Below are 19,351 nucleotides of genomic sequence, written 5' to 3' on the forward strand. Positions count from 1 at the left end.
GCGTTAGGGCCGCCATCCCCTGGCCAGCAGAGCGGCACGCACGCGGTTCACCACGTCGTCGGGGTTGTCCTCGGCGATCACGCGAATGACGATCCAGCCCAACTCGGCCAGCTTGCGGAGCCGCCGCTGGTCTTTCACGTAGCGACCGCGGTCGCTGCGATGCTGATCACCGTCGTACTCGGCGGCCACCATGTATTTCTCCCAGCCCATGTCGAGCACGCCAACGTTGCGCCAGCGGTGGACCACCGGAATTTGCGTCGTGGGGACTGGCAGGCCGGCGTCGATCAACAACAGCCGCAGCCAGGTCTCCTTGGGCGACGCGGCGCCGCCATCAACAAGGGGCAGCACGTCACGCAACCGGCGGACACCTCGGGCGCCCGCGTGACGCTTGGCCAATAGAAGCACGTCGTCGCGGGAAAACGGGGTGGCACGCATGAGGGCATCGAGACGAGCCACGGCTTCGCCGCGGGACAGATGGCGGCCGAGGTCGTATGCCGTCCGCGCCAGTGTGGTGACCGGCAGGCCCACCACCCTGGTGATCTCGTCGTCGCACAAGGTCTCACGACGTATGACAAGACCGTGCTGCGGGCGGGTAGTGGGAGAAATCAGCTCGATGGCCACGTCGACGTCCACCCACTGAGCACCATGCAGCGCAGAGGCCGCATTACCAGCTATGACGCCATGGCGCCTCGTGGCTAGCCAGGCGCCAACCGTGCGATCCCAAAGTGTGGGCACTGAGCGCCTCGAGACGTACACACCGCGGAACATCGGCTGATACCAACGTTGCAGCTCGTGCCTGGTCAGGCGACCAGCGGTGATGGCCTCGCTGCCGATGAAGACGTCACCCATGACGGACATGCTGGCACTCCGCACCGACATCCGTGAGATCAACATTTTGCAGGCAAGGTGCGAGTAGCGGCCTGCAGAACGTTGATCTCGGCGAAAGTCGGATGTCGGCGAATCAGGCGAGCACGCGGCGGCCGGCGAGCGCTCGGCCCAGGGTGAGCTCGTCGGCGAATTCCAGGTCACCGCCCATCGGCAGCCCGGACGCGATCCGTGTGACGGTCAGGCCGGGGATGTCGCGCAGCATTCGCACCAGGTAGGTGGCCGTCGCCTCGCCCTCGGTGTTGGGGTCGGTGGCGATGATGACCTCGGTGACGTCGACGTCGTCGACCCGTTCCCCGATGCGGCTCAGCAGTTCGCGGATCCGCAGCTGATCCGGCCCAATTCCGGACAGCGGGTCAAGCGCCCCGCCCAGGACGTGATAGCGACCCCGGAACTCGCGGGTGCGCTCGACGGCCTGGATGTCTTTGGGTTCCTCGACAATGCACACCACGGACGCATCGCGACGGATATCAGAGCAGATTCTGCAACGCTCGTTGTCAGAGACATTCCCACACACCGCGCAGAATCGCACGCCGTCCCGAACCTTCGCCAGCACACCGGTCAGCCGGTCGATGTCCGACGGTTCTACCGACAACAGGTGGAAGGCGATTCGCTGCGCACTCTTGGGTCCGATCCCCGGCAACTTGCCGAGTTCGTCAATCAGGTCCTGGACGGGTCCCTCAAACATGTCGGTGCAGGTCAGATCCCTGGTACAGGTGGTGCGCCCGGCGCACCCGGCATACCCGGCATACCCGGCATACCTGGCGCTCCCGGCGGCGCAGCCGGTGGTGCCGGCGGGCGCATCGCGCCGGCCAATGCACCCAGCCGTTCCTGCGCCATCTTCGTCACCTGCTGGGACGCGTCGCGCATCGCACCGACGATCAGGTCCTGCAAGGTCTCGATGTCGTCGGGATCGACGACCTTGGGGTCGATCGTCACGCCGATCACCTCCCCGCTGCCTTTGACGACGACCTTGACCAGGCCCCCACCGGCTTGACCGTGCACCTCAGAGTTCGCCAGCTGTTGCTGGGCCTCCAGGAGCTTTTGCTGCATCTGCTGCGCCTGAGCGAGCAGCGCCGACATGTCGCCTCCGGGTTGCATGACAGTCCCCTAGCATCTTGGTCTCGAGTTGGTTTCGCCTGTGGTTGTCGGGCGATTCGGAACATTCAGCCTAGACCGCGCCGCGTTACCTTTGCGCCGTGGACCTACGAGTTGGCCCGCGTGTCGGGTTCGCCATGATAGTCGGGGTACTCGTCGCAGCAGCGACGCCGATCATCTCGTCCGCGAGCGCAACCCCCGCCAACATCGCCGGCATGGTCGTCTTCATCGACCCCGGACACAACGGAGCCAACGACGCATCGATCGGCCGCCAGGTACCCACCGGTCGCGGCGGCACCAAGAACTGCCAGGCCAGCGGAACGTCAACCAACAGCGGCTACCCGGAGCACACCTTCACCTGGGAAACCGGGCTGCGGCTGCGGGCCGCGTTGAACGCATTGGGGGTTCGGACCGCCCTGTCACGTGGCAACGACAACGCGCTCGGACCGTGTGTCGATGAGCGCGCCAATATGGCCAACGCGTTGCGCCCCAACGCGATCGTGAGCCTGCACGCCGACGGCGGACCGGCGTCTGGCCGCGGATTCCACGTCAACTACTCGGCCCCGCCGCTCAACGCGATACAGGCCGGTCCCTCGGTTCAGTTCGCTCGAATCATGCGCGACCAGCTGCAGGCCTCGGGCATTCCGAAGGCGAACTACATCGGCCAGGACGGCCTGTACGGACGTTCGGACTTGGCCGGCCTGAACCTAGCCCAATATCCGTCGATCCTGGTCGAGTTGGGCAACATGAAGAACCCCGCGGACTCGGCGCTGATGGAGTCCGCCGAGGGCAGGCAAAAATACGCCAACGCCCTGGTTCGCGGCGTCGCCGGCTTCCTGGCCACCCAGGGCCAGGCGCGTTAGCCCCGCACACAGGCGGCACCCCCACCGCGCCCGCATCGTCGTCAGGCGTCACCCTCGAGTTCGGTCTTGAGGTTGGACAGCACCTCGGCCTGGATCTTCTTCAGCCCTAGCGGCGCAAAGGTCTTCTCGAAGAAACCCTTGACCCCGCCCGCGCCGGTCCAGGTGGTCTTCACCGTGACGCTGGAACCGGGTCCGGCGGGAGCGACCGTCCAGTTGGTGACCATGGACGAATTCATGTCCTTCTCGATGACGGTGTGCCCGGCAACGTCCACGTTCACCTGCACATCGCGAACACGCGACTGCGTCGCCTGCAGCCGCCACTTGGCGACTGTGCCCCGCCCCTTGCCGCCCTCGAGCACCTGGTACTCGCTGTAGTGCGGGGACAGGATTTTAGGACGGACGGTCTCATAGTCGGCCAGCGCGTCGAGTGTGGCCGTGGGCTCAGCATTGATCAAGATCGTGCTGGCTGCGCTCACCTGTCCCATCAGGGCCGGACTCCTTCGTTTGTGATTGCTGCACCGCCCGCACCCGGATGCAGGGGCAGTTGTCGAGGACTAGGGTATATACGGTGCCTGTCCCTGGATCTGCACAGTCGGCTTACGCCTGCGGCGTCGAGCGGTTGCTGGCGAGCTATCGATCCATCCCCGCGACTGCATCCATCCGGCTTGCCAAGCCCACCTCAAATCTGTTCCGCGCCCGCGTCAAACACGATGCACGCGGCCTGGACGCATCGGGACTGACCGGTGTCATCGGTATCGATCCCGAGGCCCGCACCGCCGACGTGGCCGGCATGTGCACATACGAGGACCTAATCGCCGCGACACTGCACTACGGTCTGTCACCATTGGTGGTTCCGCAGCTGAGGACGATCACATTGGGCGGAGCGGTCACCGGCTTGGGTATCGAGTCGGCGTCGTTCCGCAACGGCCTGCCCCACGAGTCGGTGCTGGAGATGGATATCCTCACCGGCGCAGGAGAACTTCTCACCGTCTCGCCCGGACAGCACTCCGACTTGTACCGTGCATTCCCTAACTCGTATGGGACACTGGGCTATTCAACCCGGCTTCGAATCCAGCTGGAGCCGGTCCGGCCGTTTGTCGCGCTGCGGCACATCCGATTTAGCTCGTTGACGGCGATGGTGGCCGCAATGGAGCGCATCATCGACACCGGCGGACTGGACGGCGAATCGGTGGACTATCTCGACGGGGTGGTTTTCAGCGCTGACGAAAGCTACCTGTGCATCGGCATGCAGACGAGCGTACCGGGCCCGGTCAGCGACTACACCGGACAAGACATCTACTACCGGTCGATCCAACACGAGGCGGGGATCAAGGAAGACCGGTTGACCATCCACGATTACTTCTGGCGCTGGGACACCGATTGGTTCTGGTGCTCACGATCGTTTGGTGCCCAAAACCCGCGGCTGCGCCGCTGGTGGCCGCGGCGCTACCGGCGTAGCAGTGTCTACTGGAGGTTGATGGCGCTCGATCAGCGCTTCGGGATCGCCGACCGGTTCGAGAACAGCAGGGGTCGTCCCGCGCGTGAACGGGTGGTGCAGGATATCGAAGTGCCGATCGAACGGACCTGCGAGTTTCTGGAGTGGTTCGGGGAAAACGTGCCCATTTCGCCAATCTGGTTGTGCCCGTTGCGGCTACGCGATCACGCCGGCTGGCCGCTGTACCCGATCCGGCCTGACCGTAGCTATGTCAACATCGGGTTCTGGTCGTCGGTGCCGGTTGGCGCCACCGAGGGCGCCACCAACCGCAAGATCGAGAACAAGGTGAGTGCGCTCGACGGGCACAAGTCGCTCTACTCCGACTCCTTCTATACCCGCGAGGAGTTCGACGAGCTCTACGGCGGCGAGACTTACAACACTGTGAAGAAAGCCTACGATCCCGATTCGCGTCTCCTCGATCTTTACGCAAAGGCGGTGCAACGACGATGACAACGGGCAGACTCAGCATGGCCGAGATCCTGGAGATCTTCACCGCGACCGGGCAACACCCGCTGAAGTTCACCGCGTATGACGGCAGCACCGCGGGACAAGACGACGCCACACTGGGCCTGGATCTTCGGACGCCCCGCGGCGCCACCTACTTAGCTACCGCTCCCGGCGAACTCGGCCTGGCCCGCGCTTATGTGTCGGGTGACCTACAGGCACACGGAGTACATCCCGGCGATCCGTACGAACTGCTCAAAACGCTGACCGAAAGGGTCGACTTCAAACGGCCGTCGGCGCGGGTGCTGGCTAATGTGGTGCGCTCGATCGGCGTTGAGCACATACTGCCCATCGCGCCGCCACCCCAGGAGGCGCGACCCCGGTGGCGTCGAATGGCTAATGGCTTGCTGCACAGCAAGACCCGTGACGCCGAGGCTATCCATCACCACTACGACGTCTCCAACAACTTCTACGAGTGGGTGCTCGGGCCATCGATGACCTACACGTGCGCGGTGTTTCCGAACGCTGAGGCTTCGCTGGAGCAGGCCCAAGAGAACAAATACCGACTCATTTTCGAAAAGCTACGGCTAGAGCCGGGTGACCGGCTACTCGACGTCGGCTGCGGCTGGGGCGGCATGGTGCGCTACGCCGCCCGACGCGGTGTCCGGGTGATCGGCGCCACGCTCTCGGCCGAGCAGGCCAAGTGGGGCCAGAAAGCAGTCGAGGACGAGGGATTGAGCGACCTCGCGCAGGTGCGGCATTCCGACTACCGCGACGTAGCCGAGACCGGTTTCGACGCCGTTTCTTCGATCGGGCTAACCGAGCACATCGGCGTCAAGAATTACCCGTTCTACTTCGGGTTTCTCAAGTCGAAGTTGCGCACCGGCGGCTTGCTGCTCAATCACTGCATCACCCGCCACGACAACAGGTCGACGTCCTTTGCCGGCGGGTTCACCGACCGTTACGTTTTCCCCGACGGGGAGCTGACGGGCTCGGGACGTATTACCACCGAGATCCAGCAGGTCGGCTTGGAAGTGCTGCACGAGGAGAACTTCCGCCATCACTACGCGATGACGCTGCGCGACTGGTGCGGCAACCTCGTCGAACACTGGGACGACGCGGTCGCCGAGGTCGGTCTGCCGACCGCCAAGGTGTGGGGCCTGTACATGGCGGCTTCGCGGGTGGCCTTCGAACGAAACAACCTGCAGCTACATCACGTATTGGCGACCAAGGTGGACCCCCGGGGCGACGACAGCTTGCCACTGCGGCCCTGGTGGCAGCCCTAGGCGTTGTCTATCCGGCGCGCGCCCAGCTCGTTCTGCAGCAGCTCGAGTGCAACCTCTTCCGGGTCGCGACGCGGCGACGGGTCGCCACGGCCGGCTTCGGCGAGCATGTGCTCCTCTTCGTCGCGCTGAGTGGAATTCGCTGTGGGGGCAGGGTTTACGGCCTTGGCGGTCGCCACGTTCGCTCCCCCGCCGACGGGTGATGCCGCCGCAGCCGGTTCACCGGTCTCACACCGCACCCGCCAGTTGACTCCCAGCGCGTCTTTAAGCGCCTCGGCGAGGACATCGGCGTTGCGCTGTTCGGACAGCCGCCGCGCCAGCGGCGCCGATTCGTGGGTCAGCACCAGCGTGTTGTCCTCTAGCGCACGGACGGTGGCACCCGCCAGCATCACCTCGGTGGTACGGCTGCGCAGGCGCACCTTGTCGCGCACCGTCGGCCACATGGACCGAACCGCGGCCACGGTGGGTTCGCTCGAGGCCGGTGTGGGGGCCAGCACCGGTCTCGGTTCACGCGCGGGCTGGTGTTTCGGCTCGGCAGCCGCAGCCGACGGGCGTGGTACGGCTTGCGGCGCCGGGATCGACATGTCCAACCGGGTCTCGATCCGTTCGACCCGCTGCAACAGTGCCGATTCGGCGTCGCTCGCCGAGGGCAGCAGCAGTCGCGCGCAAACCACTTCCAGCAGCAGACGCGGCGCGGTCGCACCGCGCATCTCGCCTAGCCCGGCCTGCACCACCTCGGCATATCGGGTCAGGGTCGCCCGCCCGATCCGGGCGGCTTGCTCGCGCATCCGATCCAGCGCGTCTTCGGGCGCATCCACCACCCCGCGAGATGCCGCGTCGGGAACCGATTGCAGCACAATCAGGTCGCGGAATCGCTCCAGCAGATCGGTAGCGAAACGCCGAGGGTCATGTCCGCCATCGATCACCGATTCGATCGCCCCGAACAATGCGGCCGCATCGCAAGCGGCCAGTGCGTCGACCGCGTCGTCGATCAGGGCGACGTCGGTGACACCCAGCAGCCCCAGCGCCCGGGTGTAGGTCACGTGGGTGTCCGCGGCCCCAGCCAGCAATTGGTCCAGCACCGAGAGCGTATCCCGTGGGGAACCTCCGCCGGCCCGGATCACCAACGGGTACACCGCATCGTCGACGACGACGCCCTCCTGCTCGCAGATCCGCGCGAGCAACGCCCGCATAGTGCGCGGCGGCAGCAGCCGGAACGGGTAGTGATGAGTGCGCGACCGAATCGTCGGCAGTACCTTCTCCGGTTCGGTGGTGGCGAATATGAAGATCAGGTGTTCGGGCGGTTCCTCCACGATCTTGAGCAGCGCGTTGAATCCCGCGGTGGTCACCATGTGCGCCTCGTCGACGATAAATACCCGGTACCGTGACTGGACCGGCGCATAGAACGCGCGGTCCCGCAGCTCGCGGGTGTCGTCCACGCCGCCGTGGCTGGCGGCATCCAGCTCTACCACGTCGATGCTGCCGGGGGCGTTGGGCGCCAACGAAACGCAGGATTCGCAGACCCCGCACGGGTTGGCGGTAGGGCCCTGCGCACAGTTCAACGACCGCGCCAGGATACGCGCTGACGACGTCTTTCCGCAGCCACGCGGCCCAGAGAACAGGTACGCGTGGTTGATCCGGCCGGCATCCAGCGCCACCGACAGCGGCGCGGTGACGTGCTCCTGCCCCACCACCTCCGCGAAGCTTGCCGGTCGGTACTTGCGGTAGAGAGCCACGTCAGCAGGCTACCGACCCTAGGCGACGAGTGTGTTCGCAGCGTCGAATGTGAACGTTCGGCGTGATTTCGGCGCGCGGGTTCCCGCTCTCAGCGCACGTTCGGCGCCGAGGAGGCTAGTCCCTGGTTAAGCAATGTCTCGGTCGCCGCCAGCAGCGCGCAGGTCGCCAACCCGTCAACCGCGTTGCGCAGGTCCGGTACCGACGGAAACGACGGCGCGATCCGGATGTTCTTGTCGTCCGGATCCTTTCGATACGGGAACGACGCCCCCGCCTCGGTCACCGCGATACCAACGTCCTTAGCCAAGGCTACGGTCCGGCGCGCGGTCCCGGGCAACACGTCGAGGCTGATGAAGTAGCCACCCTTGGGCTCGGTCCAGGAGGCGATCTTGGACTCGCTTAGCCGCTGATCCAGAACTTCGGCCACCAACGCGAATTTCGGCGCCAGTATCTGCTGGTGACGCAACATGTGTAGACGTACCCCATCGGCGTCGCCGAAGAAGCGTAGATGCCGCAGCTGGTTGACCTTGTCCGGGCCGATCGACTTCTTCCCGGCGTACTGCAGATACCAGGCGATGTTGCCTAACGATCCACCGAAGAAGCTGACACCGCCGCCGGCGAAGGTGATCTTCGAGGTGGACGCGAAGACGTAGGGGCGGTTGGGGTTGCCGGCCTTGGCGGCCAGCCCGAGCACGTCGACCTGGCGCGGGAAATCCAGCGTCAGGGTATGCACCGCATACGCGTTGTCCCAGAACAAGCGGAAGTCAGGTGCCGCCGTCCGCATCTGGACGAGTCGGCGAACCGTTTCCCAGGAATAGGTGACGCCCGAAGGGTTGCCGAAGACCGGTACCGTCCACATCCCCTTGATGGCTGGGTCGACGGCAACCAGTTCTTCGATCAGATCGACGTCGGGCCCATCCTGCAGCATGGGTATCGGGATCATCTCGATGCCCATGGTCTCGGTGATGGCAAAGTGCCGGTCATAGCCGGGGACCGGGCACAGGAATTTGATGCCGTCCTGCTCCTGAATCCAAGGCCGCGGCGAGTCCACGCCGCCATACAACATGGAGAAGGCGACGATGTCGTGCATCAATTCCAGGCTGGAGTTGTTGCCCGCGATCAGGTTGGGCACTGCGATGCCGAGCAGTTCGGCGAAGATAGCCCGCAGGCCCGGCAGGCCGTGCTGGCCACCATAGTTGCGGGTGTCGGTGCCCTCCGGGTCGCGGTAGTCGTCTCCGGGCAAGCTCAGCAGCTGGTTCGACAGGTCGAGCTGCTCTGCGGATGGTTTGCCGCGGGTGAGATCCAGAGCCAGCTTCATGCCCTGAAGCGCCGCATAATCCTGCTGATGGCGTGCGTGTAGTGCCGCTAGCTCTTGGGGGCTAAGAGAGTCGAACGACACCGTGGGCCCTTTCGCCGAGTCGAAAACCGTGGGTATACCGAGGTCCAGTCAGTGCCCCGGCTGAAGGGGACCCCGCGCACCCGACAGAGCCCGTTGACCCTTGCTGCCTTCCAGCCCTGGGGGAGTTCACAGGATAGACGCCGCGCGGGGTCCACCGTGAGTCTAATACCTGGGCTGGAACGCCCGGGACGGACTCAGCGGGCTACCATATGCTGCGGAGGATTCGCCTAGTGGCCTATGGCGCTCGCCTGGAACGCGGGTTGGGTTAACAGCCCTCGCGGGTTCAAATCCCGCATCCTCCGCCAGGTGGTCCGCAGCGCGGACGGGAACGCGGACGGGAACGCGGACGGGAACAATGTGGGCTGGTCGGCTTCTCACCGGCTCGGTTCACCAGCCTAAGGAGGGGTATGGGGCGCAAGGTCGCCGTGCTGTGGCACGCGTCGTTTTCGATTGGCGCCGGCGTCCTCTACTTCTATTTCGTATTGCCCCGTTGGCCTGAGCTGATGGGTGACACCGGACACTCGCTGGGGACTGGGCTCCGGATTGCCACGGGCGCGTTGGTCGGTCTGGCCGCACTGCCGGTGGTATTCACTTTGCTGCGCACCCGCAAGCCGGAGCTGGGCACCCCGCAGCTGGCGCTGTCAATGCGAATCTGGTCGATCATGGCTCACGTGCTGGCCGGCGCGCTGATCGTCGGCACCGCGATTAGCGAGGTCTGGCTCAGCCTGGATGCCGCCGGGCAGTGGTTGTTCGGGATCTACGGAGCTGCCGCCGCGATCGCGGTGCTCGGGTTCTTCGGGTTCTACCTGTCGTTTGTCGCCGAGCTGCCGCCGCCACCGCCGAAGCCGCTCAAGCCGAAGAAACCCAAGCAGCGACGCCTTCGCCGCAAGAAGACGGCCAAGGGCGACGAGGCTGAGCCGGAAGCCGCCGAAGAAGCCGAGAACACGGAGCTGGCGGCGCAGGAGGACGAGGAGGCCGTCGAAGCTCCCCCGGAAAGCATAGAAAGCCCGGGAGGTGAACCCGAGTCGGCGACCCGGGAAGCTCCGGCAGCAGAGACCGCCACCGCCGAGGAGCCCCGGGGCGGGTTACGGAATCGCCGCCCCACCGGCAAAACCTCACATCGACGCCGGCGCACTCGCAGCGGTGTCCAGGTCGCCAAGGTCGACGAATAGCCGCGGTCAGGTGCTGTAGCGGCGGCTGTGAACCCTGCGACGCAATGTCGGCGTGTCACGTTGTCGGATTCACTGTCGCCGGCTAGCGCTTTCCCGTCAGAAGACGAGAAGCCTCCCCGATCTCCAACTAGCATCGAGATCGGGCTTGCGAAGGTTGGGTTGCAAAATGGATGTCATCAGATGGGCTCGCCGGCTTGCGGTGGTGGCGGGCACAGCAGCGGCAGTGACCACTCCTGGGCTACTGAGTGCGCACGTTCCGATGGTCTCCGCCGAACCGTGTCCCGACGTCGAGGTGGTGTTTGCCCGTGGCACCGGGGAGCCACCTGGTATTGGCAGCGTCGGAGGACTGTTCGTCGACGCACTGCGTTTCCCAGGTTGGCGCCAAGTCACTCGGGGTCTACGCCGTTAACTACCCCGCCAGTAACGACTTTGCCAGCAGCGACTTCCCTAAGACGGTCATCGACGGAATTCGCGACGCGGGCTCTCATATCCAGTCAATGGCGATGAGCTGTCCCCAGACCAGGCAAGTGCTCGGTGGATACTCCCAAGGTGCGGCCGTGGCCGGTTATGTCACCTCGGCTGTGGTACCGCCGGCTGTACCCGTGCAGGCGGTACCGGCACCGATGGCCCCGGAGGTAGCAAACCACGTCGCCGCGGTCACTCTGTTCGGCGCACCGTCGGCTCAATTCCTGGGCCAGTACGGCGCGCCGCCGATAGCCATCGGTCCCCTGTACCAGCCGAAAACGCTTCAGTTGTGTGCCGATGGCGACTCGATTTGTGGCGACGGCAACAGCCCGGTCGCGCATGGCCTGTACGCGGTGAACGGCATGGTAGGCCAGGGCGCGAATTTCGCCGCCAGCCGCCTGTAGCCAGAACTGCGCTGCCACCCCAGCGAGAGCTGGGCGGTGATCCAATGCAGAATGCCACCATGCGCGTTCTGGTCACCGGCGGTACGGGATTTGTGGGCGGGTGGACTGCCAAAGCCATCGCTGACGCGGGCCACTCCGTCCGGTTCCTGGTGCGAAATCCCGCACGGCTGAAGACGTCTGTCGCGAAACTGGGCGTCGACGTGTCGGACTTTGCGGTTGCAGACATATCCGACCGCGATTCGGTACGGGAGGCGTTGAACGGATGCGACGCCGTCGTGCACAGCGCCGCGCTGGTGGCAACCGACCCGCGTGAGACTTCGCGGATGCTGAGTACGAACATGGCGGGCGCCCAAAATGTTCTCGGTCAAGCCGTCGAGCTCGGAATGGATCCGATCGTGCATGTGTCGAGCTTCACGGCGCTGTTTCGTCCCAACTTGGCGACGCTGAGCGCTGATCTGCCGGTTGCCGGTGGGACGGATGGATACGGACAATCCAAAGCGCAGATCGAAATCTATGCGCGCGGTCTTCAGGACGCCGGCGCACCGGTGAACATCACTTATCCTGGCATGGTCCTCGGCCCGCCGGTGGGCGATCAATTCGGTGAAGCCGGGGAGGGTGTCCGGTCCGCATTGTGGATGCATGTCATTCCCGGGCGCGGCGCGGCGTGGTTGATCGTCGACGTCCGAGATGTGGCGGCACTGCACGCGGCGTTGTTGGAATCCGGGCGTGGGCCGCGCCGCTACACTGCGGGAGGTCATCGGATTCCGGTGCCCGAGCTCGCGAAAATTCTGGGCGGGTCGCCGGCACCACGATGCTGGCCGTCCCGGTGCCCGATTCCGCGCTGCGTGTCGCGGGATCGGTGCTGGATCAAGCCGGGCCCTATCTGCCTTTCAATACTCCGTTCACCGCGGCAGGTATGCAGTACTACACACAGATGCCGGAGTCCGACGATTCGCCGAGCGAAAAAGAACTAGGCATCACCTACCGCGATCCGCGCGACACCGTGGCCGACACCGTCACGGCCCTGCGCGGCCTGGGCAGCTAACTGCCGTCGGGAGGTTCCGCCGGTTCCGCGTCGGGGCGCGAATTCTTCAACCACTGCTTCAGCCGGAGCAGTTCGTTGACGACGATGCCGACGCCCAGGAGGATGACCAGCGTCACCACAATAGCGGTGGCCACGTAGTCCATGGTGACAGCCCCGCCACGGCGCACGTTCAGGCCGCTTGCTGTCGGATCGAGAGGACCTACGCGATGAAGGCGGTGACCTGCACCAACGCAAAGCTCGAGGTAGTCGACCGGCCGTCCCCGGCGCCGGCCAAGGGTCAACTGTTGCTCGATGTGCTGCGGTGCGGTATCTGCGGATCGGACCTGCATGCCCGCTTGCACTGTGATGAACTGGCCGACGTGATGGCCGAATCTGGCTACCACGCCTTCATGCGATCGAATCAGCAGGTGGTGTTCGGACACGAGTTCTGTGGCGAGGTGGTCGATTACGGTCCCGGCACCCGCAGGACCCCTAGGCGCGGCACCCCGGTCGTCGCCATGCCGCTGCTGCGGCGTGGCAACAAAGAGGTGCACGGGATCGGGCTTTCGACAATGGCGCCGGGCGCCTACGCCGAGCGGCTCGTCGTCGAGCAGTCGCTGACGTTTCCTGTCCCGAACGGGCTGGCGCCCGAGATAGCCGCGCTGACCGAGCCCATGGCCGTCGGATGGCACGCCGTCCGGCGCGGCGAGGTGGGCAAGGGCGACGTCGCGATCGTGATCGGGTGCGGTCCGATCGGCCTCGCGGTGATCTGCATGCTGAAGTCGCGCGGGGTACACACGGTGATCGCAAGCGACTTTTCACCCGGCCGTCGTGCCCTCGCAACCGCCTGTGGCGCTGATTCCGTAGTCGATCCCGTACAGGACTCACCGTATGCGGTAGCCGCCGGCCTTGGACAGGGAAACAGACACCTGCAAAGCATCCTCGACGCGTTCGACCTCGCAGTCGGCACGGTCGAAAGACTGCAGCGGCTGCGGCTGCCGTGGTGGCACCTTTGGCGGGCTGCCGAAGCAGCTGGCGCCGCAACGCCAAAGCGTCCAGTCATCTTCGAATGTGTTGGCGTTCCGGGAATTATCGATGGCATCATCGCCAGCGCACCGCTGTTCTCGCGCGTCGTCGTGGTCGGCGTCTGCATGGGCTCAGACCACATCCGGCCGGCGATGGCGATCAACAAAGAGATCAACCTGCGGTTCGTCCTCGGCTACACACCGTTAGAGTTCCGCGACACGTTGCACATGCTGGCCGACGGCAAGGTCAACGCCGCGCCGCTGATCACCGGGACGGTCGGTTTACCCGGCGTGGCGGCAGCATTCGATGCGCTCGGCGATCCCGAGGCGCACGCAAAAATCATGATCGACCCCAAGAGCAACGCCGCGAGTCCCCAACCATTCCGCGTGGAGTGAATGATGCGGGATAGCCGCACGGCGTTGGATCCACCCGGGACGACAGCTTGAATTCAGGCGGCCTCTGCTTTAAAGCGCACACTACCGCGCCTGCTGCGGCATGGATCCAAATATCCGCCAAAGTACGTATGGACATCCGATAGCCCGGCGCACCTACGACCCGCCGCGCAGACACATTTACGCGTTCGCACCGATGGCTGCGGACCCAGCAAATGGCAGAGTTAGAGCGTCGGCCGTGTCTTGAGTCAATGCTTCCAGGCCGGCACCTTTTCTCCCGTGGACCGCATGTGCCCACGGTCGCGTCAGTACCGCCCGAATCATTCCTTGAGGCCTATTGCAGATGAAACCGTCGCCTGCCGATACCCACGTCGTGATTGCCGGTGCTGGCATCGCGGGATTGGCTGCCGCCATGATCCTGGCCGAAGCCGGGGTGCGAGTCACATTGTGCGAAGCTGCATCCGAAGCTGGGGGCAAGGCCAAGAGTTTACGTCTCGCGGACGGCCACCCGACCGAGCACAGTTTGCGGGTTTACACCGATACTTACCAAACCCTGCTGACGCTGTTCTCGCGTATACCCACCGAACATGACAGGACCGTGCTAGACAACCTGGTCGGCGTCAGCATGGTTTCGGCTACCGCGCAAGGCGTGATTGGCCGAATCGCTGCGCCAGTTGCCTTGCAACGCCGGCGGCCAACCTTCGCGCGGATCATAGGCAAGGTAGTCGAACCGCCGCGGCAACTTGTCCGGATCTTGTTGCGCGGCCCAATGGTAATCGTTGGTCTGGCCCAACGAGGTGTGCCGGCCACCGACGTCCTCCATTACCTCTACGCCCATCTACGGCTGCTGTGGATGTGCCGAGAGCGACTCTTGGCGGAGCTGGGCGATATCTCGTATGCGGATTATCTGCAGCTCGGCTGCAAGTCTGCCCAGGCGCAGGAATTCTTTTCTGCTGTGCCGCGCATTTACGTCGCGGCGCGCACCAGTGCCGAAGCGGCGGCCATTGCGCCCATCGTTCTCAAGGGGCTGTTTCGCCTGAAAAGTAATTGTCCATCAGCCCTCAACGACGCAAAGCTGCCCGCGATCATGATGATGGATGGACCGACCAGCGAGCGCATGGTCGATCCCTGGATTCGCCACCTGACAAGGCTCGGCGTGGACATCCACTTCAACACGCGTGTCGGCGATCTCGAGTTCGACGACGGTCGCGTCACCGCATTGATATCGTCCGATGGCCGCCGGTTTGCCTGCGACTATGCCCTGCTCGCGGTGCCCTATCTGACGCTGCGAGAGCTGGCCAAATCAGCTCATGTCAAGCGATATCTCCCTCAGCTCACACAGCAGCACGCCCTTGCGCTTGAGGCATCGAACGGAATCCAGTGTTTTCTGCGCGACCTCCCTGCGACGTGGCCTCCGTTCATCCGCCCTGGAGTCGTCACTACGCATCTGCAAAGCCAGTGGTCGCTGGTCTGCGTTCTGCAGGGAGAAGGTTTCTGGAAAAACGTCCGCCTGCCGGAAGGAACCCGCTACGTTCTGTCAATAACCTGGAGTGATGTGGAAACGCCCGGACCTGTTTTTGATCGGCCATTGAGTGAATGTACGCCAGATGAGATCTTGACCGAGTGCCTGACGCAGTGCGGCCTCGATAAATCGAACGTCTTGGGCTGGCGGATCGATCACGAGCTGAAGCACTTAGACGAGGCCGAATACGAAAAGGTGGCGAGCGAGCTGCCTCCTCATCTTGTCTCGGCGCCTGCGCGCGGGCAGCGCATGGTGAATTTCTCGCCGCTTACCGTATTGATGCCGGGCGCGCGCCACCGCTCCCCGGGTATTTGCACCTCAGTGCCTAACCTTTTGCTAGCCGGTGAGGTGATCTATTCACCCGACCTGACCTTGTTTGTTCCGACCATGGAGAAGGCGGCATGCTCCGGCTATCTGGCCGCCCGCCAAATCATGAACATGGTTGCTTCGCACGCCGCACCGCTGCGGATCGACTTCCGGGATCCCGCCCCATTTGCGGTTCTGCGGCGGGTGGACCGATGGTTTTGGAGCCGCCGCCGACGACCGCCAGACCGGTCGACATTTGCAACCCCACCAACCGCCATGCCGGCGCCGAGCCACCTGACCGACGTGGATCGCTCTGCAAGTTAGCCGCCGGTAACCCACCAAGCCTCGTCACGCTACAAGTCCACCGTTGAACCGACGGCGTTGACGCGTCACATATCCCTGATCCTTCAAGAACGTGGAGTTTCCCTTGACTGTGCACACCGTCGCCACCAACAATGCTGCGCCCGTCATAGCCGCCGGTCCCGTCGGCCCTAGCAGACGACGCCGTCGCGTGCACGCCCCACTTACGCGACGCCGCCAACCCTCCTCCTCGGCGGTGCTGCTGGTGGCGGCTTTCGGCGCCTTCCTCGCTTTCCTTGACTCCACGATCGTCAACGTCGCGTTCCCCGATATCCAGCGGCACTTCCACAGCGACATCAGTGACCTGTCCTGGATGCTCAACGCCTACAACATTGTTTTCGCGGCGTTCCTGGTGGCCGCCGGCAGGCTGGCCGACCTGATGGGGCGCAAGCGGGTGTTCATCTTGGGGGTGGCGTTGTTCACCGTCGCGTCCGGGCTGTGCGCGATCGCCGAAAGCGTCGGGGAACTGGTTGCGTTCCGTGTGCTGCAAGGCATCGGCGCAGCGGTTCTGGTACCGGCTTCGCTGGGGCTGGTCGTCGAGGCCTTCCCGGCCGAGCGGCGCGCGCACGGGGTCAACCTGTGGGGTGCGGCGGGGGCCATCGCCGCGGGCCTCGGCCCGCCGATCGGTGGCGCCCTCATCGAGGCGGATGGCTGGCGGTGGGTGTTCCTGGTGAACCTTCCGCTGGGGGTATTCGCTGTGCTGGCCGCTCGGCGGGCACTGGTGGAGAACCGGGCCGCCGGACGTCGGCGTGTGCCCGACGTGCGCGGCGCGGTGCTGCTGGCTTTCGCGCTGGGCCTTTTGACGCTGGGATTGATCAAGGGCCCGGATTGGGGTTGGGCCAGCCTGCCGACCAGCGGGTCATTGCTGGCCGCGGCGGTCGCGATGGTTGGGTTTGTGATGAGCTCACGACACCACCCGGCACCGATGGTCGAGCCCACGCTGTTGCGCATCCAGTCGTTCGTGGCCGGCACCGGGCTGACCGCCGTGGCCAGCGCCGGCTTCTACGCCTATCTGCTGACGCACGTGCTGTTCCTCAACTACGTCTGGGGTTACACGCTGCTGGAGGCTGGCATGGCCGTCGCCCCCGCCGCGCTGGTCGCCGCCGTCGTCGCGGCGGTGCTTGGCCGCGTCGCCGACCGGCACGGTTACCGCTTCATCGTCGGCATCGGCGCGTTGATCTGGGCTGCCAGCCTGCTGTGGTATCTCAAGGTTGTCGGGTCCCAGCCCGATTTCCTCGGTGAATGGCTGCCCGGCCAGATACTGCAGGGAATCGGGGTGGGCGCTACCTTCCCGCTGCTCGGCAGTGCCGCCTTGGCCCGGCTGGCCAAGGGCGGCAGCTACGCCACCGCTTCGGCGGTGACCGGCACCATCCGCCAGGTTGGCGCCGTCATCGGCGTCGCGGTGCTGGTGATCCTGGTCGGCACACCGGCACCGGGCGCAGCCGAAGAGGCGTTGCGTCACGGGTGGGCGTTGGCCGCGATCTGTTTCGTGGCGGTGGGGATCGGGGCGCTGTCGCTGGGTCGCATCCGCCCAGTCCCAGCTGCGGTTGAACCCCCGCCGGGGCCGCCGGTGGCTCCGTTGGGAGCGCGGCGGCCGCCGAGACCCGCACCGGTGGCCTCACCCGCCGCGGCAGTGGCCCCGACCCCCAAGACTTCCCGCGAAGTCAACCTGCTGGAGGCTCTGCGGTTTGCCAGGCCGGACACGCAACAGATTGAGCTGCAAGCAGGCTCGTATTTGTTCCACGCGGGCGATGTGTCCGATGCGCTCTACGTGGTGCGCAGCGGCCGCCTGCAAGTCCTCGCCGGCGACGGCGCAAAGGACGAAGTGGTGGCCGAGCTGGGCCGTGGTCAGGTGGTCGGGGAGCTCGGGGTGCTGCTCGATGCGCCGCGGTCCGCGTCGGTTCGTGCGGTACGCGACTCGTCCCTGATGCGAGTGACCAAGGCCGAATTCGCGAAGATCGCCGATGCCGGGGTGCTTGGGGCGCTGGCGGGGGTACTGGCCAAACGACAGCACCAGACACGCGTGGCCTCTCAGCGGACAACGCCGGAGGTCGTTGTCGCGGTCGTCGGTGTCGACGCCAATGCACCGGTCGCAATGGTGGCCACCGAATTGTGCAGGGCACTGTCGACACGGCTACGTGCTGTCGCCCCCGGCCGGGTCGACTGCGACGGGTTGGAACGTGCCGAGCAGACCGCCGACCGGGTGGTGCTGCATGCGGCCGTCGGCGACGCGCGGTGGCGGGAATTCTGTTTGCGTGTCGCCGATCGCGTGGTGCTGGTGGCCAGCAACCCGGCCGTGCCTGTGGCCCCGCTGCCGACCCGAGCGACCGGCGCCGACCTGGTGCTGGCCGGACGGCCCGCCGGCCGGGAGCACCGACGTGCCTGGGAGCAGTTGATCACGCCGCGGTCGATGCATGTGGTCCGACGCGAATTTGTCGCCGACGACCTGCGGGTGCTCGCCACGCGTATCGCGGGCCGTTCCGTGGGGCTAGTCCTCAGCGGTGGGGCAGCGAGGGCGTGTGCCCACTTGGGCGTGCTGGAGGAACTGGAGGCCGCCGGGGTCACCGTCGACCGCTTTGCCGGCACCAGCATGGGCGCAATCATCGCGGCTCTGGCGGCCAGCGGTTTGGATGCTGCCGGGGTGGATGCGCAAATCTACGAGCACTTCGTGCGCAAGAGCCACGGCGACTACACCCTGCCGAGCAAGGGGCTGATCCGCGGGAAACGCACCCAGTCCACGCTACGCACGATCTTCGGAGACCATTTGGTGGAGGAGCTGCCGAAACATTTCCGCTGCGTCAGTGTCGACCTATTGGCCCGGCGTCCCGTCGTGCACCGCCAAGGCCCGCTCGCCGACGTCGTCGGCTGCTCGATGCGGCTGCCTTTTCTGTATGCGCCACTGCCCTACGGCGGCACCCTGCACGTCGACGGCGGTGTGCTGGACAACGTGCCCGTCACCACGCTGGTGGGCAAGGACGGCCCACTGATTGCGGTAAACGTGGCCTCTGGCGGAAATCCAAGCCCCGCGTCCGGCGGCCATCGCCGCGGCAAACCACGGGTGCCCGGCCTAACCGACACCCTGCTGCGCACCATGACAATCAGCAGCGCGATGGCATCGGAAAAAGTGTTGGCCCAGGCCGACCTGGTGATCAAGCCCAACCCGATCGGCGTCGGACTCATGGAGTACCACCAGATCGACCGCGCCCGTGAAGCGGGCCGGATCGCGGCCCGTGAAGCGTTGCCACAAATCATGGAGCTGGTGCACGGCTGAACCTGGGCAGGGCCGCTAAGATACTGTGACCACGGCCACGCTATCGGCGGCCTGGCCAGCTTTCCGGGCCGCTACCCGATGGGAGTCCTCACCCACGCCGCCGGCGGACCCAACCCCGATTGTTCGACCGCAGACACTGATCTATCGCGCAGGCGTTGCCGCATGGTGGACTAGCCCAATGACGCGGGCTGACGGCAAGCGCGACCGT

At 65.2% G+C, this 19,351-nt stretch carries 14 protein-coding genes, 1 tRNA gene and 1 other RNA gene; 9 read left to right on the forward strand and 7 right to left on the reverse strand.

Going from position 1 to position 19,351, the window contains the following annotated elements:
• Nucleotides 1–3 precede the first annotated feature (3 nt).
• The 3 genes from Rv3714c to Rv3716c all read right to left on the reverse strand — a co-directional run bounded on the left by Rv3714c (nt 4) and on the right by Rv3716c (nt 1,986).
• Nucleotides 4–894: a hypothetical protein gene (locus Rv3714c; protein ID NP_218231.1), complete on the reverse strand. Its 891-nt coding sequence runs from the start codon at nt 892–894 to the stop codon at nt 4–6.
• Between the two features lie 67 nt (nt 895–961).
• Nucleotides 962–1,573, reverse strand: coding sequence for a recombination protein RecR (gene recR / locus Rv3715c; RefSeq protein NP_218232.1), 612 nt, complete (start codon nt 1,571–1,573; stop codon nt 962–964).
• An 11-nt stretch (nt 1,574–1,584) separates the two neighbouring features.
• Nucleotides 1,585–1,986, reverse strand: coding sequence for a hypothetical protein (locus Rv3716c; RefSeq protein ID NP_218233.1), 402 nt, complete (start codon nt 1,984–1,986; stop codon nt 1,585–1,587).
• Between the two features lie 134 nt (nt 1,987–2,120).
• Between Rv3716c and Rv3717 the strand changes: the two genes are divergently transcribed.
• Nucleotides 2,121–2,846: a hypothetical protein gene (locus Rv3717; protein NP_218234.1), complete on the forward strand. Its 726-nt coding sequence runs from the start codon at nt 2,121–2,123 to the stop codon at nt 2,844–2,846.
• Between the two features lie 41 nt (nt 2,847–2,887).
• On the opposite strand, the gene Rv3718c is transcribed toward Rv3717, so the two are convergent.
• Nucleotides 2,888–3,331 (reverse strand): hypothetical protein, encoded by a 444-nt coding sequence (locus tag Rv3718c; RefSeq protein NP_218235.1) that lies wholly within the window; start codon nt 3,329–3,331, stop codon nt 2,888–2,890.
• Nucleotides 3,332–3,378: 47 nt separating this feature from the next.
• Between Rv3718c and Rv3719 the strand changes: the two genes are divergently transcribed.
• Both Rv3719 and Rv3720 read left to right on the forward strand, forming a co-directional pair.
• Nucleotides 3,379–4,791 (forward strand): hypothetical protein, encoded by a 1,413-nt coding sequence (locus tag Rv3719; RefSeq protein ID NP_218236.1) that lies wholly within the window; start codon nt 3,379–3,381, stop codon nt 4,789–4,791.
• 17 nt (nt 4,792–4,808) lie between these two features.
• Nucleotides 4,809–6,071, forward strand: coding sequence for a fatty acid synthase (locus tag Rv3720; protein ID NP_218237.3), 1,263 nt, complete (start codon nt 4,809–4,811; stop codon nt 6,069–6,071).
• Here Rv3720 and dnaZX read toward each other — a convergent pair.
• From dnaZX to C8, 3 genes are all read right to left on the reverse strand, one after another.
• Nucleotides 6,068–7,804, reverse strand: coding sequence for a DNA polymerase III subunit gamma/tau (gene dnaZX, locus Rv3721c; protein ID NP_218238.1), 1,737 nt, complete (start codon nt 7,802–7,804; stop codon nt 6,068–6,070). The two genes, Rv3720 and dnaZX, sit on opposite strands and share 4 nt — an antisense overlap.
• A gap of 89 nt (nt 7,805–7,893) precedes the next feature.
• The gene (locus Rv3722c; protein ID NP_218239.2) at nt 7,894–9,201 is read right to left on the reverse strand and encodes a hypothetical protein; all 1,308 of its coding nucleotides are present in this window, start codon (nt 9,199–9,201) and stop codon (nt 7,894–7,896) included.
• A gap of 25 nt (nt 9,202–9,226) precedes the next feature.
• Nucleotides 9,227–9,354: non-coding RNA, Possible 4.5S RNA in signal recognition particle (small cytoplasmic RNA) (SC-RNA) (gene C8 / locus RVnc0006), on the reverse strand.
• A 63-nt stretch (nt 9,355–9,417) separates the two neighbouring features.
• Between C8 and serV the strand changes: the two genes are divergently transcribed.
• The 6 genes from serV to Rv3728 all read left to right on the forward strand — a co-directional run bounded on the left by serV (nt 9,418) and on the right by Rv3728 (nt 19,143).
• A tRNA-Ser gene (serV, locus tag Rvnt41) sits at nt 9,418–9,503 on the forward strand.
• A gap of 105 nt (nt 9,504–9,608) precedes the next feature.
• Nucleotides 9,609–10,373 (forward strand): transmembrane protein, encoded by a 765-nt coding sequence (locus Rv3723; RefSeq protein ID NP_218240.1) that lies wholly within the window; start codon nt 9,609–9,611, stop codon nt 10,371–10,373.
• A gap of 913 nt (nt 10,374–11,286) precedes the next feature.
• The gene (locus tag Rv3725) at nt 11,287–12,216 is read left to right on the forward strand and encodes an oxidoreductase (protein ID NP_218242.1); all 930 of its coding nucleotides are present in this window, start codon (nt 11,287–11,289) and stop codon (nt 12,214–12,216) included.
• A 277-nt stretch (nt 12,217–12,493) separates the two neighbouring features.
• Nucleotides 12,494–13,687 (forward strand): dehydrogenase, encoded by a 1,194-nt coding sequence (locus tag Rv3726; protein NP_218243.1) that lies wholly within the window; start codon nt 12,494–12,496, stop codon nt 13,685–13,687.
• Between the two features lie 340 nt (nt 13,688–14,027).
• On the forward strand, nt 14,028–15,836 hold the full coding sequence (locus Rv3727; protein NP_218244.1) for an oxidoreductase: 1,809 nt from the start codon (nt 14,028–14,030) through the stop codon (nt 15,834–15,836).
• Between the two features lie 109 nt (nt 15,837–15,945).
• Nucleotides 15,946–19,143: a membrane protein gene (locus tag Rv3728; protein ID NP_218245.1), complete on the forward strand. Its 3,198-nt coding sequence runs from the start codon at nt 15,946–15,948 to the stop codon at nt 19,141–19,143.
• Nucleotides 19,144–19,351 lie beyond the last annotated feature (208 nt).

The sequence above is a fragment of the Mycobacterium tuberculosis H37Rv genome (genome assembly GCF_000195955.2).
Taxonomy (GTDB): Bacteria; Actinomycetota; Actinomycetes; order Mycobacteriales; family Mycobacteriaceae; genus Mycobacterium; species Mycobacterium tuberculosis.